A 21,045-nucleotide genomic window follows, 5' to 3' on the forward strand; every position below is an offset into this window, starting at 1 on the left:
ACCGCAATTTTGCCTGTCCATCAATGAAGAAAGGAGCTATGGCATGAGTGAATACAAGTATATCGGAAAGCCCGTTCGCCGTGTGGACGGTGTTGCAAAAGTAACGGGAAGGGCCTGTTTCAGTGACGACGTAATCCTTCCGCGCACCTACTACGCAAAAGAACTGCATGCACGCTATGCCCATGCCAAAATTCTAAAGCTTGACACATCCCGCGCAAAGGCGCTGCCCGGTGTCATCGGTGTATTTACGGCAAAAGACATTCCGATGAACCGCAAGTATTTTCGAATGGGCGCCATCGGTGACGCATGGCTATTTGCGGAGGATTATGTCCGGTTTATCGGCGATGTAGTCGCCGCAGTCGTTGCGGTGGATGAAAAAACGGCGGAAGAGGCCCTTGCCTATATCGACGTGGAATATGAGCAGCTGCCCATCGTCGCCTCCCTGCAGGATGCATATGCGGCGGAAAACCTGACCCGCAACGACAAACCCGGCAACGTGGCGATGCCGCTTATCGTAGAACGAGGAAATACGGACAGTGATTTTGCCGGCGCGGATGTTGTAGTCGGCGGGCATTTTGTATTCCCCTCTCTGCACCAGCTGCATCTCGAACCCAATAGCGCGACAGCTGTCTATAATCAGGGAAAGCTGACAGTCTATTGCGCGTCTCAGGTGTGGTTCCATATCCGCGAGGATATCTCTGCCGTCACAGGCGTTCCTGAAAAGGATATTGAGATCAAAGCACAGATGATTGGCGGCGCATTCGGTGCGCGCAATGACCAGCCGATGCCTGCCGTCGCGGCGCTGCTTGCTTGTCTGGTCAAGGGGACTGTGAAGATGACCAACACCCGTCTGGAAGAGTTCCTCGCTTGCCGCCCTTCACTGGGTATGGAATTCGATCTGTCGATTGCAGCTGACAAGGAAGGGCATTTTATCAGCAAAAAAATGAAGCTGCTCAGCGACTTTGGCGCCTATTCCTCCGATTCTGACGCTGTAACAGCCATCGCCTGCTTCCGTGCGGACAATAACTATACGTTCAAGAGCACCTATGTTGAGGGCAACGGCCTCTATACCAACCATACGCCCACCGGTGCATATCGCGGATTCGGCAATCCGCAAATGCATTTTGCGCTGGAGCAGACCATCGACATGCTAGCCAAAAAACTTCAGATGGATCCGACGGAACTGCGAATGAAAAACTACCACAAGGCGGGCGACACCTCGATCCACGGATTTAAATATGCCACCAACGGAATCGCCGAATGTATGCAGAAGGCCAAAGAGCTTATGGACTGGGATAAAAAGAGGGCGGAAAAGAAACCTGGCCGCGGACTCGGCGTTGCTTCCCTGATCCACTGCTCTGGATCAAAGGCCGGAAAATACGAATTCAGCGGAACCAGCGCACTGCTGAGGTTGGAAAGCTCCGGAAACCTCACGCTTCTTGTTGGCGAGTCGGAGATCGGCCAGGGTATAAGCACCGGGTTGGTGCAGCTGGTAAGCGAAGAGCTTGGCGTCGACCCTTCTCAAATCAAGATTGTTATGGGCGATACCGCTCTGACGCCGTTCTCCACCGGTACCAATGGGAGTAAGTTGATGAGCAGTCTGGGCAGTGCCGCCGTAAGCGCCGCCAAAAACCTGAAAGAGCAGATCCAGCAGATCCTGAACAATCACTGCGGCGTCCTGCACTGCGAAGTGCGGAACGGTGCGGTATATGGCAGCTTTACAGATCAGAAAATCATGTCTCTTGATGAAGCCGCCAAAAAATGCTCCTACACGAGAAACGGAAGCCCCATTGTCGGATTTGGTATGTTTGAGCCGACATGGACAGATTATGGCGATAAAACCGGGTACGGAAATCTGGCTCCCTCTTATCCGTTCGGCGTACAGATGGCAGAGGTCAGCGTAGACGAGTATGGAAACTATAAGGTGGAAAAACTCGTTTCCGTGCACGATATCGGCCGAGTCATCAATACGCAGATGGCCGCCGGACAGGTCTATGGAGGCGTCGTACAGGGATTCGGCAGCGCGACAACAGAGAACTTGTCGATCAATGCCGAGGGCGTATACCAGGCAAACACCATCCTTGAATATAAGCCCGCCACCGCATTGGACATTCCTCCGATCCATATGGCGTTTGTCGAGACCGTAGACCCATACGGTCCCTTCGGCGCCAAGTGTATTGCCGAACCCCCGATCATCTCCATCGCGCCAGCGATCGCAAACGCTCTGTATGATGCAACGGGCATCCGATTTGATCAGGTCCCGATCACGCCTGCCGTGGTGTGCAAGAAGATCATGGAAAAGCAGACGGAAGAATTAAAACGGGAACGCGAAGCCTCTGCCCGGAAGGAGGAAGCCAATGGATAATCTGTTTGATTTTTCAGCCACGATCAATGGGAGGACCTGCCGGGATCTGGTTCCTACCGGTATGTTGCTCATCGATTACCTTCGCTCGATCCGCCAGATGACGGGAACCAAGAAGGGATGTGGCAGCGCGGAATGCGGTGCGTGTACGGTTCTGCTAGACGGACGGCCCGTTTATTCCTGCGTGATGCTTGCGATGCAGGCAAACGGTCGGAATATAGAGACCATCGAGGGTCTGAGCGACGGCGATACGCTGCACCCTATTCAGGAAGCGTTTCTGGACGCCGGTGCGGTCCAGTGCGGCTTTTGTACGCCCGGATTTGTGATGACCACCAAAGCGCTTCTGGAATCCGAACCACATCCGGACAGCCGCTGTATTCGGGAGGCAATTGCCGGAAACCTCTGCCGGTGCACGGGATACGCTCAAATTGAAGACGCCGTCAGGTTGGCGGCAGAGCGGATGGGAAAGGAGGAAGCGGAAAAATGATCGTTGCTCATCCCAACTCGCTCGCAGAGGCGATTCAATACCTGTCTGATCACCCGCAGGCAAAGATCGTAGCCGGCGGAACGGATCTGATCCCCCGCCTGAACCAGAAGCTGGAGGAACAGACGGAACTTTGCTACGTGTTCGGTTATCCGGAGATGCATGGCATTCGTAAGACGGAAGACGGCGGGATCTTCATCGGCGCATCAGAATTGCTTGCCAACTTGAATCAGCATTGCGCTATTGCCGATTACACGGCGATCTGGCAGGCCGCCTCTCGGGTCGCATCACCTCAGATCCGCAATCAGGGCACGATTGGCGGAAATATTTTGCAGGAAAATCGCTGCATGTTCTTTAACAACCATGTGCCGTGGTCGGATGTGAACCATTGCCTGAAATGGGGTGGAGACCGCTGCTACCAGGCCAGGAAAAGCCCTGACTGTCTGGCACTGTTTCAGTCTGATGTCGCGCCGGCATTGATCGCGTACGATGCGCACTGCGTCATCTCCGCCCCTGAAGGGGTGCGGAAAACACCTGTTTTCGATCTCTATGGCAGATGGGGCCGCAACAACAAAAATCTCGCGCATAACGAAATTCTTGTCGGTATCGAGCTGCCGCCGCTTCAGGCGAACGAGCGCAGCGCTTATGTCCGGAAGGCCCTGCGCGGATCGTTTGATTTCCCATTGACAGGAAGCGCCATCCGCCTGCAGATTCAGGACGGGATCGTCACAGAAAGCCGTGTTATATTCGGTGCCGCCGGGACAAAACCCGTTCCATTCAAGGGGGTGGACGCTTTCCTGAACGGGAAGTCTGTTGATGCGCTTCCCGACATTGCCAGAACCCTGGAGAAGGAAGTCGGAAAGTTCTTTTTCCCTTTTCAGGATACCCATGTAAACGGCGCGGCACGCAAAAAAATGGGGTTTGAAGTATTCGTCAAAAGCGTAGAAGCCTGTCTCGAAATCAGATAGGCTGCAACATCTCGTGGTTTGAATCCCACCGCTTCCGCCAAATAAACCGCTGCCTCCCTTTGACCTCTCGCCCGAGGGCAGGGGGCAGCTGTCCCCAAACAGCTTTGCAGGACGGCGGAAAAGCCGCGGGGCCGAACGGCCCCGCGGCTTTTTGCGCCCGTCTCAGGTTCTTTACCCGCGCCGTCAGAACAGCTCCGCGTCCTCCCGGTCCCGGGGACGCAGCAGGCGGAAATGGCTGCGGCGGGTCTCCAGCAGTCCCTCCTCCCGCAGCTTGGACAGGGCGGCGGACATCGCGCTGCGCTCCACGCAGAGATAGTCCGCCAGCCCCTGCCGATCGAAGGGGATGTCGAATTCCCCGCCGCCATGGGCCGCCGCCTCCTCCGACAGGTAGGAGAGCAGCTTTTCCCGGGTGGTGCGCTTGGAGAGGTGCCTCAGCCTGCGGTTGAGGAGCAGGTTTTTGTCCGCCAGCACAGCCAGCATGTTCCGGACCAGCCGCGCGTGAAAATCGCAGGCCGACGGACAGGCGGTGATGATTTTCCGGTAGTCGATCAGCAGGACGCGGCAGTCCGACGTTGCAAGCACACTGACCGGGAGCGTCCGCCCGCCGCCCGACGCGCAGGCAAACGCCTCCGCGAAGAGGTCCCCCGGCGCAAGGGCTGTGAGGATGGTGCGGGCGCCGGAAAACTCCTCCCGCAGGACCCGCGCGCGCCCCTCCAGCAGGACGCCGACCCGGTCGGCGGGCTGGCCCGCCATTAAAATGAATTCCCCGGCGGGATAGCGCCGGTGCACGGCGCCAAGGCAGCCGAGCATCCGTTCCCACTCGTCGGGCCGGATCCCGGCGAAGAGCGGGACTCTCCGGAGAATGGCTTCATAATCGTCCATTTGGCACCTCCCTTGTTGGAAAAACAACATTTGTACTCCCAGTATAGCCTGCCGGCAGCCAAAAAGCAAGCTGTCCGCCGAAAGCGAAAGCCGGGAGGACGCGGCCGAGGCCGCGTCCTCCCGGTGATAGGTTCCCGCTGTTGTTTCAGAGTCCGAGCTGCCTGGCGCGGTCGAAGGAATCCAAACCGTTTCGGCAGACGCCGCTGACGATGTCCAGCTCGTTTTTCAGCTGCTCCGCAGCCTGCTGGATCTCCTCCAGCTGTTCCCTGCCGACACAGCGCAGGCCGGCCCCCGCGAGCCTGCGGATACACGCCCGGATCTGGGCGACCTGACCGGGGATATCCTCCGCATCCGCAGCGGCTTCCTGCGGAGCGGTCCCGGCCCCCGCCGGTCTCCAGTAGGCTTTGAAGTAGTAGTGCCTGCCGTCGGGGAAGGTCATCGTGTCCACCTCGTCGGCCGCCTCCAGCCGCAGCTCTCCGGCCTCCTGCATCCGGAAAACCTCGTTGACCAGGTCCACCAGCAGGTCCACGCGGTCGTCCGGAACGGCGAAGCCGTCCGCCCTCTCCTCAAAGCCCTCCCGGCGGAGCAGCTCGGCCAGCGCGGGATAGAGCGCACTGTAGTTGGAGCCGCGCGTCCCCTTGAACTCGCACACCTGCAGCGTCCCGTCGGCATAGCGGAGGTAGCAGACGCGGTTGACCGAGTCGAAGACCTTTGCGCGGCGGGAAAAGACGTTCGCGTTTTTATAGCCCGCCTTTACCTCGGTCAGCGAAAACTTCCCGTTGATCCGCCTGAGCTTCTGGGCGATATCACGCGGGATGGTGATCGAATTCGTAATCTCCCGGGCGGGATCGTTCGTCTGGCCGGGAAGGAGCAGCGACCCCTCGTAAACAAACGGGCGCGTCCGGTCGAGCGCGTCCTCCGAGCGGGCCCCCTCGTGCGAAAATAGGATCTTACCGGTCATCAGCCTCGTCCTCCTCCATCAAAATCTCCTCCGGCGGAACGCCGAAAATCGCGGACAGCTTCATCAACGTATCCCCCGGGAGCCTCGTCTGCCCGGATTGATACCGCCGAAGGGTCCTCACGCTGATCGACAGCAGCCGGGCCAGCTCCTGTTCTCTGTATCCATGCTCCGTCCGCAGCTCCCTGATTCGAATCCGCATGGCCTGTTAGCCCCTCTCCCAGCTCTTTTCTCCCATTATAGCCGGTTTAGCCCGGCTTGTATAGTGCCAATATTGACCCATTTTCCCGAATGGGCCGGGCCATTTCGTAAGTCTGCCGCTTTTTCGGCCATTCCGGCGCGCCCGGCAGTTCGTTAACAGGGTGCGGTTTCCCCGCAATCCGTGCTTGTAAGCGGAGGGGAATTGGGGTACAATAAACGAAAGGTAATGCTGGCGGAGGGGAGGGAAGGACCGTGATCCTCAGCGTAAGCCGCCGGACGGATATTCCGGCCTATTATTCCGCGTGGTTTCTGAACCGCCTCGCGGAGGGCTTCGTCCTGGTGCCGAACCCGCATAACCCCCGCCAGCTGAGCCGGATCCCGCTTTCGCCCGAAACGGTCGACTGCATCGTCTTTTGGACAAAGAACCCCGCCCCCATGCTGGACGCCCTCCCGCGGATCGAAGCGGCGGGCTACCCGTTTTATTTCCAGTTCACGCTGACCCCCTACGGGCCGCGGACGGAACCCGGCCTGCCCCCAAAGGAGGAGCTCGTCCGCGCCTTTTGGGCGCTCTCCCGGCGGCTCGGCCCCAAACGGGTCGTCTGGCGGTACGATCCCGTCATGGTGGACGGGCGGTATCCCACGGCATGGCATCTGGAACGCTTCGAGGCGCTCTGCAACGCGCTGGAGGGCGCGGCCGAACGCTGCGTCTTCAGCTTCGTCGACCCCTACCGCCACACGGGCGGCGCCTACCGCGAGATGACCCGCTCGGAATGCCTGGACGTGGCCGGGGGCTTCGGGGAGATCGCGGCGCGGCACGGCTTCTCCCTCTTTACCTGCGCGGAAACGATCGACCTGTCGGCCTTCGGCATCGGGCACGCGGCCTGCATCGACCCGGAGCTGGTGGGCGGGATCCTCGGCTGCCCCGTCAAGGCCGCGAAGGACCCCGGCCAGCGCCCCGCCTGCGGCTGCTGCGAAAGCGTCGACATCGGCGCGTACAACACCTGCCCCGGCGGCTGCGTCTACTGCTACGCCACGACCGGCCAGGCCGCCGCCCTGCGGTGCGCGGCGGCGCACGACCCCGCCGCCCCCATGCTGACCGGCTGGCCGCGCGGAGGGGAGCGCATCTCCGACCGGGCGGCAAAATCCCTGAAAGCAGCCCAGACAACCCTTTATTGACTGTTGGGAGGCGACGCATTGAAACAGATCCTGTACACCGAATCCCCCTTCGGGACGGTCGGCATCGCCGAGGACGGGAGGGGCATCTGCGCCCTCTTCTTCCTGCGCGGCGAAAAGCCGGAGGGCTACACGGAGGCGGAGACGCCCCTGCTCAGGCGGGCCGCGCGGGAGCTGGCCGAATATTTCTCCGGGGAGCGGCGCGCGTTTGATTTGCCGCTTTCGCTGGAGGGCACGGCCTTCCAGCGCGCCGACTGGGCGGCGCTTTGCGAAATCCCCTACGGCGAGACCCGTTCCTACGGGCAGATCGCCGCAAGGCTCGGCAATCCAAAGGCCTGCCGGGCGGTGGGCATGGCCAACCACCGGAACCCCGTGGCCATCCTCGTGCCCTGCCACCGGGTGGTGGGCAAAAACGGTTCCCTGACCGGCTACGCGGGCGGACTGGACGTCAAGGAAGGGCTGCTCGCGCTGGAAAAACGCTGCGGCGGATAAAAAGGAGGCGGTTTCTTGAAGGGAAAAAAGCTCGTTGCGCCCGCCGTTATCACGACCTTTCTGGTGCTCTGGTTTTTCGGCTATCTGGCGCTCTGCCTGCTGGTCCCCATGCCGGTCTTTTTTAAGGTGGTGGGCTGCCTCGTCTTTCTGGCGCTCATCAGCGTATCCATCTACGTTCTGACGGAACGAATCAAAGAAATCAGGAGTGGTGAAGAAGATGATCTTGGTAACTACTGAAACGATCAGCGGAAAAGAGCTGGAGACCCTCGGGCTCGTCCGGGGCAGCACCATCCAATCGAAAAACATCGGCCGGGATATCACGCAGGGGTTTAAAACCCTCGTGGGCGGCGAGCTGAAGGCCTATACCGAGATGATGAACGAGGCCCGCGCCATCGCCACCAAGCGGATGGTCGAGGATGCGGAAGGGCTCGGCGCGGACGCCGTCGTCTGCATGCGCTACGCCTCCTCCGCCGTCATGCAGGGCGCCGCCGAGGTGATCGCCTACGGCACCGCCGTCAAGTTTAAATAAGGCCGATTTCCACCCGGGTCCACGAACGAAAGAAACCGGGCCGTCAATCCAAAGGATTGACGGCCCGGTTTTTGGCAGCACGGCAATCAGCCCGGCCTGATCAGCGTTTTCGGGGTCACGGGGGCGCTTTTTCAAAAGCGCCCCTTTTTTCTATTTTCCGTCCCTTTTCGCGACCTTCCGCTCTTTTTTCTCCGCGCGCATCCTGGCGACGCCCTCGCGCAGGGCGTCAAGCGAAGCGGGGGAGCGGGGGAACTGCATGTGCGGGAAGGCGTCGAGCATGCGGCGGTGGAGGGCGTTGTGGCTGCCGGCAAGGGCGTTCAGCCGCTCGTGCAGGCGCAGGCCCTCCCCCTTTTCCAGCAGCCGGTCGATCCGGTCGGAGAGGGGCAGCGCGCGCTGTTCCTCCAGCTGGAGCTTCTTCTCCATGATGACCACGTCGGTGCGGGCGCGCGCGTCCTCGAGGGCGTCGCGCAGCGCGTCGAGCTTGCCCGAAAGCTGCAGGGCGGTGCGCACCGAGAGGAAGAGGTCGACCGCGAGCAGGGTGGTCAGCGCCGAGGCGAACCAGATGAGCATCACAAAGGATAAGGACCCGACCATACGCCCGACAAAGGGGTGCAGCACCCGCATGACGAACACGCCGAGCAGGCCGAAGAGGACGGAGTTCAGCAGGCAGACCCGGCCGCGGATGTTGAAGCGCATGTTGGAATAGTCCCACCACTTGGCGTGGAAGATCGTCTCCAGCAGCCAGCCGGTGAAGTATTCGAGCGCGCTCGTGACGAGCAGGCCGCAGACAAAGAGGAGCGGCAGGCTGAAAGCGACCGGCGTCAGGCAGTGGATGACCGCCAGCGCGCCGAAGCCGTAGACCGGGCAGAGCGGGCCGTTCAAAAAGCCCCGGTTGATAAACCGGCCGGCCGGGATGGAGCAGTAGACGCACTCGCAGCACCAGCCCAAAAAGCTGTAGATGAAAAAGCAAAGGACGGTCCCGCAGAAGGTTTCCGCGCTCAGAAAGACCCCTCCTCCCGGTTGTTATTCATGCAGGGAATTGCTGAAAAACCCGGAGGAGACGGCGGGCTCGCCGCCGTATTCCTCCTCGTGCCGCGGCAGCGGCACCTCGCGCGCCGCGTGCTGCTCGGCGATCGAGGCGGCGTTGGCCAGCATCAGCTTGATGCGGTTCTCCTGGTTGATCTTGGTGGCGCCCGGGTCGTAGTCGACCGCCACGATGTTCGAATCGGGGTTGCGCGCCTTGATGATGCGCATCATCCCCTTGCCCACGATGTGGTTGGGCAGGCAGCCGAACGGCTGGGTGCAGACGATGTTGCCCACCCCCTGCTCGATCAGCTCGAGCATTTCGGCCGTCAGCAGCCAGCCCTCGCCCATTTTGACGCCATGGCTGATATAGCCCCGGACCAATTCCACCGTATGCGGAAAATAGCCCCCCGGCCGGAAGGTGCCCTCCCGGGTGACCGCCTCGATGACGTCCTTCTGCTTTTTGCAGAGCATGTCGTAGACCTTGCGGAAGACGAGCGTCTTCCAGAAGCCGCCCGCCCCGTAGAGCTTGTGGTCGTTGAGCTGGTTGTAGACGCAGTAGAGGCAGAAATCGAGCAGCCCCGGCACGACGACCTCCGCCCCCTCGGAGAGGAGGAAATCCTCGAGGTTGTTGTTGCCGAGGGGGGAGAACTTCACATAGATCTCCCCCACCACGCCGACCAGCACCTTCTCCTCCGTTTTGCGGGGGAGGGCCGCGAAGTCGGCGACGATCGCGTCGTAGTTGCGGCGCACCGCCCGGTAGCTGAGGGGGCCGCGCCCCTTCATCTCGTCGGTCAGCCGGTTCGCCCAGCGGTCGACGAGCGCGTCGGTGACGCCCGCCTCCGTCTCGTAGGGACGGCACTGGTTGGCCAGCAGCATGAGCAGGTCGCCGTAGGTCATCGCGTAAAAGATGCGGTCCAGCATCATCGGCGTGAGGGAAAAGCCCGGGTTTTTCTCCATCCCGTTGGCCGAGAGGGAGACGACCGGCACGAATCCGTAGCCGCTCTTTTTCAGCGCCTTGCGCAGCAGGTGGATGTAGTTGGACGCGCGGCAGCCGCCGCCCGTCTGGGTGATGAGCAGCGCCACCTTGTGCACGTCCCACCTGCCCGATTCGAGCGCGTCGATCATCTGGCCGATGACGAGCAGCGCCGGGTAGCAGGTGTCGTTATGCACGTTGCGCAGACCGCTGTCCACCACCCGCTGGCCGCTGTTCTCCAAAAGCTCCGCCCGGTAGCCGTACTCCCGCAGGATGTTGAGCATCAGCTTAAAGTGCACCGGGAGCATGGTGGGCACGAGGATCGTATAGTCGCGCTTCATCTCTTTGGTAAAGAGGACGCGTTCGTCATTTTGTAGCTGCATGGCTGCGTTCCCTTTCTTCCGCCGCCTCGAGCAGGCTGCGGATACGGATTCTGACCGCGCCGAGATTGGTGATCTCGTCGATCTTGAGCTGGGTGCAGAGCTTGCCGCCCGCCTCCAGGATGTCGCGGACCTCGTCGGTCGTGATCGCGTCGATGCCGCACCCGAAGGAGACCAGCTGCACCAGCTCCATGTCCGGCTGGGCGGTGACATATTTGGCGGCGTTGTAGAGGCGCGCGTGGTAGGTCCACTGGTTGAGCACGTGCACCTTCACCGGCTCCACGAGGTCGGCCACGCAGTCCTCGCTGACGGCCACGATGCCGAAGGAGGCGATCAGCCGGTCGATGCCGTGGTTGATCTCCGGGTCGATGTGGTAGGGCCTGCCCGAGAGTACCACGATCTTTTTGCCCTGCTCCCGCGCCCAGGCGATCGCGCGGCGGCCCTCCGCCTTCACCGCCTTCATCCAGTCGTCGTAGGCCGCATAGGCGGTCCGGGCGGCCTCCCGCACCTCCCGCAGCGTCATGTCGGGATAGACGGCGCGCAGGTTGTGGAAGAGCTTGTCGGCGAACTTGGCGGGGCGGTGGATGCCCACATGGGGGTAGAGGAAGTGCACGCCCGGCTCGGAAAGCTCCGACACGTTCGCGCGCAGCAGCTCGGGGTAGTAGGCGACCACCGGGCAGTTGTAGTGGTTGTCGCCCTTCTCCTCGTCAAAGTTGTAGGTCATGCAGGGGTAGAAGATCGTCGTGACGCCCTGTTCCAGCAGGTCGGCGATGTGACCGTGCATCAGCTTGGCGGGATAGCAGACGGTGTCCGACGGGATGGAAAACTGCCCCTTGATGTAGGTCTCGCGGGTGGAGACGCCGCTCGTCACCACCTCGAAGCCGAGGGCGGTGAGGAAGGCGTGCCAGAAGGGGAGGTTCTCAAGCATGTTGAGCCCGAGGGGGACGCCGATTTTGCCGCGCCTGCCGGGCAGGGGCTTGAGCGCCTCAAGCTGCTCGAGCTTCCAGGCGAAGAGGTTGGGCAGCGGCTCGCCGGCCCCCCGGCCGAGCGGGCGCTCGCAGCGGTTGCCGGAGATGAACTTCTTGCCGCCGCCGAAGGTGTTGACGGTGAGGTTACAGTGGTTGCCGCACAGCCCGCAGGTCACCGATCTGGATTCGTGCCGGAACTCCTCCAGCTCCTCCGCCGAGATGAGCGACGATTCCGGCAGCGCCAGCTCCCGCGCGTAGAGCGCGGCGCCGTAGGCGCCCATCAGCCCGGCGATGGCCGGGCGCACCACGTTGTGGCCGATCTCCCGCTCGAAGCTGCGGAGCACCGCGTCGTTCAAGAAGGTGCCCCCCTGCACGACGATGCTCTGCCCGAGCTCCTCGGCGGAGTGGGCGCGGATAACCTTGTAAATCGCGTTCTTGACGACCGAAATGGATATTCCCGCGGAAATATCCTCGACGCCCGCGCCCTCCTTCTGCGCCTGCTTGACCGACGAGTTCATGAAAACGGTGCAGCGGCTGCCGAGGTCGACGGGGTATCTGGCGAAGAGGCCGAGCTTGGCGAACTCCTCGACGCTGTAGCCCATCGACTGGGCGAAGGTGCCGATAAACGACCCGCACCCGGAGGAGCAGGCCTCGTTGAGCATGATCGAATCGATCGCGTTGTCGCGGACCTTGAAGCATTTGATGTCCTGCCCGCCGATGTCGAGGATGAAATCGACGTTGGGGTCGAAGAAGCGCGCCGCCTTGAAGTGGGCCATCGTCTCGACGAGGCCCGCGTCGATCGAAAAGGCATTTTTCACAAGGTCCTCGCCGTAGCCTGTGGCGGCGCTGCCGCGGACCGTCACCCGGTCCCCGCAGCGGGCGAGGATCTTGACGAGCTGCTCCCGGATGATCTCGACGGGGTTGCCCCTGTTCGCGCTGTAGTAGTCGTAGAGGATGCGCCCGTCCTCCGCCATCAGCACGAGCTTGGTCGTCGTGCTGCCGCAGTCGACGCCGAGGTAGGCGTCCCCCTCGTAGGCGTCGAGGTCGGCGCGGCCGACCGACGCCTTCCCGTGGCGGTTTAAAAACGCCGCGTAGTCGTCCGCGTTCTCGAAGAGCGGCTCGAGGTAGCGCGCCGCGTGGCTCTCGCTGGCCGCAGCCTCGAGCCTGCCGACGAGCTCCTCATAGGTCATCGGCTGGCCCGCCTTTTCGGCGAAGAGGGCGCTTCCCAGCGCCACCGCGTAGCGGCCCATGTCGGGGAAAACGGCGTTTTCGTGCGAGAGGCCGAGCGAACGGACGAACTCCCGCTGGAGGCCCTTGAAATAGTAGAGCGGGCCGCCCAGGAAGAGCACCTTGCCGGTGATCCGCCGCCCCTGCGCGAGGCCGGTGATCGTCTGGTCGACGACCGCCTTGAAGATCGAGGCGGCGATGTCCTCCTTGCGCGCGCCCTGGTTTAAGAGCGGTTGGATGTCGCTTTTGGCGAAGACGCCGCAGCGCGAGGCGATCGTATAGAGCTTTTCGCTGCCGAGGCTGAGCGTGTCGAGCTGTTCGGGGGTCACGTCGAGCAGGGTGGCCATCTGGTCGATAAAGGCGCCGGTGCCGCCCGCGCAGGAGCCGTTCATCCGCTCCTCAAGCCCGCCGGTGAAGAAGATGATCTTCGCGTCCTCGCCGCCCAGCTCGATCACGCAGTCGGTGTCGGGGGCGTAGGACTTGACCACCTCGCCGGTGGCGAAGACCTCCTGGATGAAGGGCAGGCCCGCCGCCTTGGCGACCCCAAGCCCCGCCGAGCCGGAGAGCGCGACGGTGAGTTCCCCGCCGCCAATGACGTCCTTGGCCATGCGGATGAGCTCAAGCGTCTTGGGCCGCACCTGCGACATGTGGCGTTCGTACTGCTGGTAGACGACGTCGCCGTTCTTCACGATGATGATTTTAACCGTGGTGGAGCCGATGTCGATCCCCATCGTCATCCGCGCCGGAATCCGTTCCATATAGAGCACCTCACTCCGGTCCCTGCGGGGCCGATCAGACCGGCGGCGGCCGCGCAAACCCGCAGCCGTCCCGGGAAGGGGCAAATTGCCCCATATTAGTATAGTTTGCTATGCCTCATCTTAACACGAATTGAGCGAACAGTCAATTTGCGCAAACGGCGAAATCCTGACTTTTCAGGAAAGATTTGAGAAAACGGGCTCCGCGCCCGATCCTTTTGGCGATTCTGTCGAAAAAAGCAAAAAAAGGACGGGCCCCGCCGCCATGCGGCGGGGCCCGTCCGATTCAGTCGTCTTTATTTTGCGGGCGCCGCAGCCGTTCAAACTCCCCGACAGGCATCGGCCGGGCGAAATAGTAGCCCTGCACCACGTCGCACCCGATCGAGGTGAGGAAGTCCACCTGCCCGGCCGTCTCGACCCCCTCGGCCACCACCTGGATGTCCAGCTTGCGGGCGAGGTCGGCCACCTCGGCGATCACCGTGCGCCCGCGGGCGTTGTCCGCGTCCCCCGCGAAGAACGCCCGGTCGAGCTTGAGCACGTCGACCGGCAGCCGCCGCAGCAGGTTGAGGGAGGAGTAGCCGCTGCCGAAATCGTCCATCGATACTAAAAAGCCCGCGTCGTGCAGCTCCCCGATGATGCCGGTCAGCCGCCCGATGTTCTCGAAGTCGAGCACGCTCGTCTCGGTGATCTCCAGCTCGATCAGCCCGGGGGGCACCCCGTATTCCCGCGCGGCGGCGCGCACCTTGCCGACAAAGCCGGGATCGTGCAGGTTGACGCGGGAGACGTTGACCGACACCGGGATCGCGGGCAGGCCCTCGTCCGCCCATCCGCGGAGCATGCGGCAGGTCTCCCGCAGCACGAACGCGTCGATCTGGACGACGAACCCGTCCCGCTCAAAGAGGGGGATGAAATCGTTGGGCGACACCAGCCCCACCCCCGGGCGGTTCCAGCGCACGAGGGATTCCGCGCCGACGATCTCCCGCGTGGAGGCGCTGTATTTGGGCTGGAGGTAGACCTCGAACTCGCCCTTCTCGAGCGCCGAGGCCATCGCGTCCTCGATCTGTTTCTCCCGCAGGATCCGGTCGCGCACCGCGTGGTCGTAGAAGGCGACCGTCGTGCGGCTGTCGTCCTTGCCCGACTTACGCGCGATGCTCGCGCGGTCGCTCATCAGGCTGACGTCCGTCTCCTGCGGGCCGACCCGGTAGACCCCGAAGGAGAGGGTGAGGGTGTACCGCTGTCCGGGCGGATTGATCTGCCCGCCGATCTCCGTCAGCCGCCGGACGATCTCCTCGTCGGGCGCCGCGTGCAGCAGCAGGTCGAAGGTATCCGCCGACACCCGCGCGAAAAGCTCCCCCTCCCGCACGGAGCGGGAAAGGATCCCCCAGATCTGCCCGAGCAGCTCGTTGCCCGTGCCGTGTCCGAACATGTCGTTGAAGACCTTGAATTTATCGATGTCAAAGGAGACCATCACATATTCCGCCGCGCCGCCGACAACTTCCCTGGCCGCGCGGATGAACCCGTTCCAGTTGTACCCGCCGGTGACCGGGTCGGTGAAGGCGATCCGCTCGAGCTCCCGCCGGCGGCTGTTCTGCATGAAGAGGATGTATCCGAACAGCCCGATGAGCACCGTGACCGTGACGACGCATACCACGAGGGTGAGCATGGTGAGGTAGACGGACTTCCTGGCGGCCACGTGGCCGGACACCGCCGAAAGCACATACCAGCCGTTGACCCCGATCGGCGTGTAGGAGAGGTAGCGGCGCTCCCCGTCGCGGAAATACTCCTCCACGCCGCTGTCGCCCGAGGACATCCGCCGGCGCATCCGCCCGAGCTCCTCGTCGGGGAGCATGCGGCCCTCCTCCATGCGGTCGAAGATGTTGGACATCCCCTGCTCGCTCTCGGGGTTGTCCGGATGGACCAGCACGTCGCCCCCGGCGTTGGTGAGATAGGAGTAGCCCGCCCCCTCGAACATCCGCACGTTGATGACCGACGCGAAGGCGTCGGCCGCGTTGGTGGCGAAGAGCACCGCCTCCGCCCTCCCGCCGCACAGGATGGGGGTGGCGTAGACGTAGATCGGCTCGCCGTCGGCGTAGTCGGTCAGCTCCTTGGAGATCACCGTCTCGCCGTCCATCGCCCGCAGGAAGTAGCCGCGGCCGCCCAGGTCCATCTCCACGCTGTCGGTGGTGTGCGCGGTGCCGTCGGGGGTGATGAGCCCCATCCGCTTGAAGCCGGTGCTCTCGACCTCCTCGCAGAGCACCCGCGTCACCCCGTCGATATCCAGTTCGGGCTGCGCGCCCACAAAGCGGGAGACCGCCTCGAGCATCTGCATGTCCTTTTCGATCCGCATCGCGATGTTCCCCGCGCTCTGGCGGGCGACCTCGCGCAGGCCCGAGAGGGTCTCCTCACGCAGCGTGCCGGTCACACTGCGCATATAGAGCGCGGCGCACAGAACCATCGTGGCCGCCGCAACGGCCATGACCACCGCCGTGCGCACAGCCGTACGCTTCCGCTCCCTGAACACGCTGCCACCCCCATCGGTCTCCACTCTGCGGGACCTGTCGATTCCTGATGTGCTTATGTTACCATACGGCGCGGCGTTTGCCAATACCCGCGGGCCTGTAAAATCCGGATTCTCCAAAGAAAACCCCCTCCGCCGGACATGCGGCGGAGGGGGTTTTTATGCCTCCTGCTGTTTTTTGGCCTTGATGACCTTGAGTCGTGAAAACTCCTCGCGGTCCTTTTCCTCGAGCGCGTCCGTGATGAACTTCGCCGTCTCCTCGTAGCGCGGGATCACGATGTTTTCCAGCGCGTTCGCGCGGCGCTGCGTCTTGCGGATGGCGTTGGCCAGCCGGTAGACGCTGTTTTCCACCTCCGCCAGAAGCGCGGTCACGCGTTTGGCCTTCTGGAAGCAGACATAGGCGTAGTCGAGCCTCGAGTTGGTGCGGTCGAGCCCGTAGCACATGCGGATCTCGCTCTCCGCCAGCCGCACGTTGGGGATCTCCACCCCCATGACGCTGCGGTAGGTGATCGTCACGCCGTCGTCCACCGGGACGGCCATCGCCGTCTCCTGCACCATGCCCAGCGTCACGTTGGCTTCCTGAAGGGCCTCGTAGGCCTCGCGGTAGGTCGAGCTGATCTCCCCGCGCAGGGATTTGACCTTGTCGATCAGCAGCATCATCTCCCGGATGAGGATGTTGCGCTTGCGGTCGAGCAGTTCAAAGCCCAGCGTGGACAGCGACAGCGACTTCTGGATCGCCATCAGGCTGCCCTTGGTGGGCGTCACGCCCAGTACGTTTGCCATCCGCCGTCACTCCTTTCCCCGCCGGGGCTACTCCTTCGGCGCGCCGAATTTCTGCACGGCCTGTTCCGGCCGGTAAAATTTATCGAGCGTCTCCCGGTCGACCCGGTCGAGCTCCTCGCGCGGCAGCAGCGAGAGCAGCAGCCACCCGAGGTCGAGCGTCTCGCCGATCTCCCGGTTTTCCCGCGCGCCCTGGCAGACGAAATGCTCCTCGAACATGCGGCCGAAATACATATATTTCTGGTCGACCTCCGAGAGCTCCTCCTCGCCGATGACGCTCGCGAGCGCCCGCGCGTCCTGCACCCGGGCGTAGGAGGCGAAAAGCTGGTTGGAGCAGTCGGAGTGGTCGGCGCGGGTGAACCCTTCGCCGATGCCGTCCTTCATCAGGCGGGAGAGGGAGGGCAGCACCGAGACGGGCGGATAGACCCCCGTCTGGTCGAGCTGCCGGTCAAGCACGATCTGCCCCTCGGTGATATAGCCGGTCAGGTCGGGGACCGGGTGGGTGATGTCGTCGTTGGGCATCGTGAGGATGGGCACCTGCGTGACCGAGCCGGGGCTCCCCTCAATGATCCCCGCCCGCTCGTAGAGGGAGGCGAGGTCGGAGTAGAGGTAGCCGGGGAAGCCCTTGCGCCCCGGGATCTCCCCCTTGGAGGAGGAGAACTCGCGCAGCGCCTCGCAGTAGGCGGTGATGTCGGTCATGACGACGAGCACGTGCATGCCGTGCTCGAAGGCGAGGTACTCCGCCACGGTCAGCGCGCAGCGGGGGGTGAGGATGCGTTCGATGATCGGGTCGTTGGAGAGGTTCAGGAACATGACGACCCGCTCCATGACCCCCGACTCCTCGAAGGAGCGGCGGAAATAGTCGGCCACGTCGTTCTTGGCGCCCATCGCGGCAAAGACGATGACGAAGTTCTGCTCGTCGGTGCCCGACAGCCGCGCCTGCCGCACCATCTGGACGGCGAGCTTGTTGTGGCTCATGCCGCTGCCCGAAAAGATCGGCAGCTTCTGGCCGCGGATGAGGGTGGCCAGCCCGTCGATCGTCGAGATGCCGGTATTGATGTAGTTGCGCGGGTAGACGCGCTCGACGGGGTTCATCGGCTTGCCGTTGATGTCCGCCGAGCGCTCGCAGAAGATTTCTCCCAGCCCATCGATCGGACGGCCGGAGCCGTTGAAGGTGCGCCCGAGCACCTCGAGGGAAAGGGGCATCTCCATCGGATGCCCGAGCAGGGTGGTGCGGGTATTTTCGAGGGAGAGCCCGCGGGTCCCCTCGAACACCTGGATGACCGCCCGGTCGCCGTCGATCTCGACGACGCGGCCGAAGCGCGTCTCGCCCGAATCGAGTTTCAGGGAGACCATCTCTTCGAACGCCACCTTCGGCACCCGGTCGAGCGCCACCAGCGGGCCGTTGATTTCGCTGAGCCCCACAAACTGAAGCATATTCCGGCCTCCTTTACAGCTGGTTGAGCCCGGCGAGCTTGTCGTCGATCTCTTTATAGTAGTTGTCGAACAGTTCGAGATGCGCGTTGGGGATCTCGTACTTGATCTTCACGAGCGAATCGATCAGCCCCGAATCGGTGATCTCGGAGATCGGGATCCCCTTGGCGATGACTGCCGAAGCCTTGTCGTAGAAGTAGAGGATGACCTGCATCATCATGAGCTGCTTGGGCAGCGGCACGTAGGTGTCGTCCCGGTGGTAGGCGTTCTGCTGGAGCAGCCCGACGCGGATGAGCCGCGCGACCTCCATGATGAGCTTCTGGTCGTCGGGGAGGACGTCCTCGCCGATCAGCTTGACGATCTCGTTGAGCTTCGCCTCCTCGAGCAGCACGGTGGAAATCCGCTGGCGGCAGGGGAGGAAGTCGCGGGAGATGTTTTTGGCGTACCAGGGGGCGAGGTCGTCGAGATATTCGCTGTAGCTCGAGGTCCAGTTGATGGCGGGGTAGTGGCGCGCGTAGGCAAGCGCCTTGTCGAGCGCCCAGAAGCAGCGGACGAACCGCTTGGTGTTCTGGGTGACCGGCTCGGAGAAGTCGGCGCCCTGCGGCGAGACCGCCCCGATGATCGTGACCGAGCCCTCGGTGCCGTTCAGATTTTCCATATACCCGGCGCGCTCATAGAACTGGGAGATGCGGCTGGGCAGGTAGGCGGGGAAGCCCTCCTCGGCGGGCATCTCCTCGAGGCGTCCGGAGATCTCCCGCAGCGCCTCCGCCCAGCGGGAGGTGGAGTCCGCCATGACCGCCACATGGTAGCCCATGTCGCGGTAGTATTCCGCCAGCGTGATGCCGGTGTAGATCGACGCCTCGCGCGCCGCGACCGGCATGTTGGAGGTGTTGGCGATCAGCACGGTGCGGTCGGTCAGCGGCTTGCCGGATTTGGGGTCGGTGAGCTCGCCGAACTCCTTGAGCACCTGGGTCATCTCGTTGCCGCGCTCGCCGCAGCCGATATAGACGATGATGTCCGCGTCGCTCCATTTGGCGAGCTGGTGCTGGGTCATCGTCTTGCCGGTGCCGAAGCCGCCCGGGATGGCGGCGGTGCCGCCCTTGGCGATCGGGAAGAGGGTGTCGATGATCCGCTGCCCGGTGATGAGCGGCCGTTCGATCGGCAGGCGCTCGGCCACCGGGCGGGTCTGGCGGATCGGCCACTTGTGCGCGAGCGCCAGCTCGTGGTCGGTCCCCCGCGCGTCCCGCAGCACGGCGAGCGGCTCGAGCACCGTATAGTCCCCGTCCGGCCGGACGGACACGACGGTGCCGTCGAGCCCGGGCGGCACCATCGAGCGGTGCTCGATGATCGACGTCTCGGGGCAGACGGCAAAGACGTCGCCGCCCTTGAGGCGGTCGCCCTCCTTCACCTTCAGGGTGACCGGCCATTTCTTTTCCACGTCGAGGGCGGGCATGTCGCTGCCCTCGGGGATAAACGCGCCCGACGTTTTTGCAATCTCCTTGAGCGGGCGTTCGATGCCGTCGAAGATGTTCGAGAGGATACCCGGGCCGAGGGTGGCGCAGAGCGGCCCGCCCGTGCCGGTGACCGGCTCGCCGGGGCGCATGCCGGTGGTGCCCTCGTAGACCTGGATGGTCGTGCGCTCGTCGGAGATGTTGATGACCTCCCCGATGAGGCGGCTGTTCCCGACAAAGACCATCTCCTGCATCTCGAACTGACGGGCGCCACGGACGGTCACGACCGGCCCGTTGATGGAATATACGGTATTCTTATCCAAAGCATTTCCCCCCGCCGCTAATCAAAATTGAAGTTGGAGCCGCGGTAAAACCACTCCCGCTGCCCGGCGAGCGCCGCGTCGAGGCTCAGGTCCACCTCAACCCCGCGTTCCCGGTTCACCAGTACCGCGCCGCCGAGCGAAACCGCCCCGGCGTCCGCCTCTACCGCGCAGTCCCCGTAAATTTCACGGATGCGCGGCTCAAACGCCGTGTCCTCCGGACGCACCTTGATCGTGCTGCCCTCCAGCTTCCAGGAAGCGGCCAGTTCCCTGATCTTTCCCAGGAAATACGCCTCGTACCGCTCGCTTTTCGCAAAGCTCCCGAGCTCCACACGCGCTTCGGCGATCATCTGCGAGAGATACTGCTCCCGCTGCTTGAAAAGCTCCTTCTTGAGCGCGAGCGTTTCCCGGGAAATCTCCTTGATATTTTCCGTCTTGATCTCGTCAATCTGCGACTGGATCCTGTGGAAGCTCTCGTCAAGCAGGCGGTTTTCCTCCTGCCCGAGCGCATCCCGCTTCATCTGCTCGGCCTCCTTCAGGATCGCGTCCCGCTGGGCCTGGGCGCGCTGCATGATCTCCTGTTCAAACAGCTCCAGTTTATCTTCCTGCATATCAGCCATCTGGTTTCACCTCATTTTCCGGGCGCGCGCCCTTTAGAGTTTGATGCCGATCGCCTCGCTCACATATTTTTCGATCGTCTGTGAAACGTCCCCTTCCCCGTGGCGGTCGGGGACCTCCACGATCAGCGGCCGCTTTTGGGTCAGCTTGTAGCGGTAGATGATGTTCGGGCAGGTGTTGATCAGCTTTTCCGTCATCAGCACGATCCCGATCGACGGGTCCGCCATCACCCGCCGCAGCGAAGCCAGCACCTCGTCCGCCGTGTGGATGACCTCGCCCTCAATGCCCGCGAGGCGCATCCCCATCAGCGTGTCGACGTTGTCGCTCAGCGTATAGAATTTCATCCGGGTCCCTCCCAACGGGGTTTGAATGATGCCGCCCAGCGAGCGGCCCAGCTTTCACGGGAATTGCCGCTTTCCAAGCGGCAAGAATCACGAGCGCGTTCCGCCGCGCGCTGATTTTCGATTTGCCGCGCTGCGCCCGGCGAGGCTTTTTTCGCGCCCCTCCGGGGCGCTCCAAATGTGCCGCCTTCGGCGGCGGAGATTG

At 62.9% G+C, this 21,045-nt stretch carries 19 protein-coding genes; 7 read left to right on the forward strand and 12 right to left on the reverse strand.

All coding sequences use genetic code 11. From position 1 onward, the window contains the following. The first annotated feature begins 43 nt into the window (after positions 1-43). The 3 genes from NE609_RS10200 to NE609_RS10210 are packed head-to-tail and all read left to right on the forward strand — an operon-like array spanning position 44 to position 3,814. On the forward strand, positions 44-2,365 hold the full coding sequence (locus NE609_RS10200; protein ID WP_256152437.1) for a xanthine dehydrogenase family protein molybdopterin-binding subunit: 2,322 nt from the start codon (positions 44-46) through the stop codon (positions 2,363-2,365). After that, complete coding sequence (locus tag NE609_RS10205; RefSeq protein ID WP_256152438.1) at positions 2,358-2,849, forward strand: (2Fe-2S)-binding protein; 492 nt, start codon at positions 2,358-2,360, stop codon at positions 2,847-2,849. The genes NE609_RS10200 and NE609_RS10205 overlap by 8 nt, the downstream gene beginning before the upstream one ends. Then, a complete protein-coding gene (locus NE609_RS10210) occupies positions 2,846-3,814 on the forward strand; it encodes a xanthine dehydrogenase family protein subunit M (RefSeq protein ID WP_256152439.1) in 969 nt (322 codons plus the stop codon). The genes NE609_RS10205 and NE609_RS10210 overlap by 4 nt, the downstream gene beginning before the upstream one ends. A gap of 183 nt (positions 3,815-3,997) precedes the next feature. Here the strand turns inward: NE609_RS10210 and NE609_RS10215 are convergent, their stop codons facing one another. The 3 genes from NE609_RS10215 to NE609_RS10225 all read right to left on the reverse strand — a co-directional run bounded on the left by NE609_RS10215 (position 3,998) and on the right by NE609_RS10225 (position 5,856). After that, the gene (locus tag NE609_RS10215) at positions 3,998-4,696 is read right to left on the reverse strand and encodes a Crp/Fnr family transcriptional regulator (RefSeq protein ID WP_256152440.1); all 699 of its coding nucleotides are present in this window, start codon (positions 4,694-4,696) and stop codon (positions 3,998-4,000) included. 145 nt (positions 4,697-4,841) lie between these two features. Beyond that, on the reverse strand, positions 4,842-5,657 hold the full coding sequence (locus tag NE609_RS10220) for a hypothetical protein (protein WP_256152441.1): 816 nt from the start codon (positions 5,655-5,657) through the stop codon (positions 4,842-4,844). Further along, positions 5,647-5,856, reverse strand: coding sequence for a helix-turn-helix domain-containing protein (locus NE609_RS10225; RefSeq protein WP_101553091.1), 210 nt, complete (start codon positions 5,854-5,856; stop codon positions 5,647-5,649). The genes NE609_RS10220 and NE609_RS10225 overlap by 11 nt, the downstream gene beginning before the upstream one ends. 251 nt (positions 5,857-6,107) lie before the next feature. On the opposite strand from NE609_RS10225, the gene NE609_RS10230 reads away from it, so the two are divergent. From NE609_RS10230 to NE609_RS10245, 4 genes are read left to right on the forward strand one after another with little or no spacing between them, the layout of a single operon-like run. Continuing rightward, positions 6,108-7,031 carry a DUF1848 domain-containing protein gene (locus NE609_RS10230; protein ID WP_256152442.1) on the forward strand — a complete coding sequence of 308 codons (924 nt, stop codon included), beginning with the start codon at positions 6,108-6,110 and terminating at the stop codon, positions 7,029-7,031. A gap of 18 nt (positions 7,032-7,049) precedes the next feature. Then, positions 7,050-7,520 (forward strand): methylated-DNA--[protein]-cysteine S-methyltransferase, encoded by a 471-nt coding sequence (locus NE609_RS10235; protein ID WP_121586289.1) that lies wholly within the window; start codon positions 7,050-7,052, stop codon positions 7,518-7,520. Positions 7,521-7,535: 15 nt separating this feature from the next. Next, complete coding sequence (locus tag NE609_RS10240; RefSeq protein ID WP_101553094.1) at positions 7,536-7,757, forward strand: hypothetical protein; 222 nt, start codon at positions 7,536-7,538, stop codon at positions 7,755-7,757. Next, complete coding sequence (locus NE609_RS10245; protein ID WP_101553095.1) at positions 7,738-8,049, forward strand: YbjQ family protein; 312 nt, start codon at positions 7,738-7,740, stop codon at positions 8,047-8,049. Before NE609_RS10240 ends, NE609_RS10245 begins: the two co-directional genes overlap by 20 nt. 150 nt (positions 8,050-8,199) lie before the next feature. On the opposite strand, the gene NE609_RS10250 is transcribed toward NE609_RS10245, so the two are convergent. The 9 genes from NE609_RS10250 to NE609_RS10290 all read right to left on the reverse strand — a co-directional run bounded on the left by NE609_RS10250 (position 8,200) and on the right by NE609_RS10290 (position 20,843). Further along, positions 8,200-9,051 carry a hypothetical protein gene (locus tag NE609_RS10250; RefSeq protein WP_305144891.1) on the reverse strand — a complete coding sequence of 284 codons (852 nt, stop codon included), beginning with the start codon at positions 9,049-9,051 and terminating at the stop codon, positions 8,200-8,202. Positions 9,052-9,072: 21 nt separating this feature from the next. Next, positions 9,073-10,431, reverse strand: coding sequence for a 2-hydroxyacyl-CoA dehydratase (locus NE609_RS10255; protein WP_121586287.1), 1,359 nt, complete (start codon positions 10,429-10,431; stop codon positions 9,073-9,075). Continuing rightward, complete coding sequence (locus NE609_RS10260; RefSeq protein WP_256152443.1) at positions 10,415-13,381, reverse strand: acyl-CoA dehydratase activase-related protein; 2,967 nt, start codon at positions 13,379-13,381, stop codon at positions 10,415-10,417. The genes NE609_RS10255 and NE609_RS10260 overlap by 17 nt, the downstream gene beginning before the upstream one ends. Before the next feature lie 283 nt (positions 13,382-13,664). After that, positions 13,665-15,899 carry an EAL domain-containing protein gene (locus tag NE609_RS10265; RefSeq protein WP_256152444.1) on the reverse strand — a complete coding sequence of 745 codons (2,235 nt, stop codon included), beginning with the start codon at positions 15,897-15,899 and terminating at the stop codon, positions 13,665-13,667. 156 nt (positions 15,900-16,055) lie between these two features. Then, positions 16,056-16,679 (reverse strand): V-type ATP synthase subunit D, encoded by a 624-nt coding sequence (locus NE609_RS10270; RefSeq protein WP_101553100.1) that lies wholly within the window; start codon positions 16,677-16,679, stop codon positions 16,056-16,058. A gap of 27 nt (positions 16,680-16,706) precedes the next feature. Further along, positions 16,707-18,113: a V-type ATP synthase subunit B gene (locus NE609_RS10275; RefSeq protein ID WP_256152445.1), complete on the reverse strand. Its 1,407-nt coding sequence runs from the start codon at positions 18,111-18,113 to the stop codon at positions 16,707-16,709. A 13-nt stretch (positions 18,114-18,126) separates the two neighbouring features. Next, positions 18,127-19,884 (reverse strand): V-type ATP synthase subunit A, encoded by a 1,758-nt coding sequence (locus tag NE609_RS10280; protein ID WP_256152446.1) that lies wholly within the window; start codon positions 19,882-19,884, stop codon positions 18,127-18,129. A gap of 17 nt (positions 19,885-19,901) precedes the next feature. After that, entirely contained in the window at positions 19,902-20,501 is a 600-nt protein-coding gene (locus NE609_RS10285; RefSeq protein WP_256152447.1) for a V-type ATP synthase subunit E, read from the reverse strand. A gap of 33 nt (positions 20,502-20,534) precedes the next feature. Next, on the reverse strand, positions 20,535-20,843 hold the full coding sequence (locus tag NE609_RS10290) for a V-type ATP synthase subunit F (protein WP_101553104.1): 309 nt from the start codon (positions 20,841-20,843) through the stop codon (positions 20,535-20,537). Positions 20,844-21,045: the final 202 nt, after the last annotated feature.

Source organism: Anaerotruncus sp. DFI.9.16 (assembly GCF_024461615.1).
GTDB classification, from domain to species: Bacteria; Bacillota; Clostridia; order Oscillospirales; family Ruminococcaceae; genus Anaerotruncus; species Anaerotruncus massiliensis.

Bases quoted from the DNA above. Each gene is read 5' to 3' on its own strand.
- NE609_RS10200 (WP_256152437.1), top strand. From the start codon at position 44: ATGAGTGAATACAAGTATATCGGAAAGCCCGTTCGCCGTGTGGACGGT.
- NE609_RS10205 (WP_256152438.1), top strand. From the start codon at position 2,358: ATGGATAATCTGTTTGATTTTTCAGCCACGATCAATGGGAGGACCTGC.
- NE609_RS10210 (WP_256152439.1), top strand. From the start codon at position 2,846: ATGATCGTTGCTCATCCCAACTCGCTCGCAGAGGCGATTCAATACCTG.
- NE609_RS10215 (WP_256152440.1), bottom strand. From the start codon at position 4,696: ATGGACGATTATGAAGCCATTCTCCGGAGAGTCCCGCTCTTCGCCGGG.
- NE609_RS10220 (WP_256152441.1), bottom strand. From the start codon at position 5,657: ATGACCGGTAAGATCCTATTTTCGCACGAGGGGGCCCGCTCGGAGGAC.
- NE609_RS10225 (WP_101553091.1), bottom strand. From the start codon at position 5,856: ATGCGGATTCGAATCAGGGAGCTGCGGACGGAGCATGGATACAGAGAA.
- NE609_RS10245 (WP_101553095.1), top strand. From the start codon at position 7,738: ATGATCTTGGTAACTACTGAAACGATCAGCGGAAAAGAGCTGGAGACC.
- NE609_RS10255 (WP_121586287.1), bottom strand. From the start codon at position 10,431: ATGCAGCTACAAAATGACGAACGCGTCCTCTTTACCAAAGAGATGAAG.
- NE609_RS10260 (WP_256152443.1), bottom strand. From the start codon at position 13,381: ATGGAACGGATTCCGGCGCGGATGACGATGGGGATCGACATCGGCTCC.
- NE609_RS10270 (WP_101553100.1), bottom strand. From the start codon at position 16,679: ATGGCAAACGTACTGGGCGTGACGCCCACCAAGGGCAGCCTGATGGCG.
- NE609_RS10275 (WP_256152445.1), bottom strand. From the start codon at position 18,113: ATGCTTCAGTTTGTGGGGCTCAGCGAAATCAACGGCCCGCTGGTGGCG.
- NE609_RS10285 (WP_256152447.1), bottom strand. From the start codon at position 20,501: ATGGCTGATATGCAGGAAGATAAACTGGAGCTGTTTGAACAGGAGATC.
- NE609_RS10290 (WP_101553104.1), bottom strand. From the start codon at position 20,843: ATGAAATTCTATACGCTGAGCGACAACGTCGACACGCTGATGGGGATG.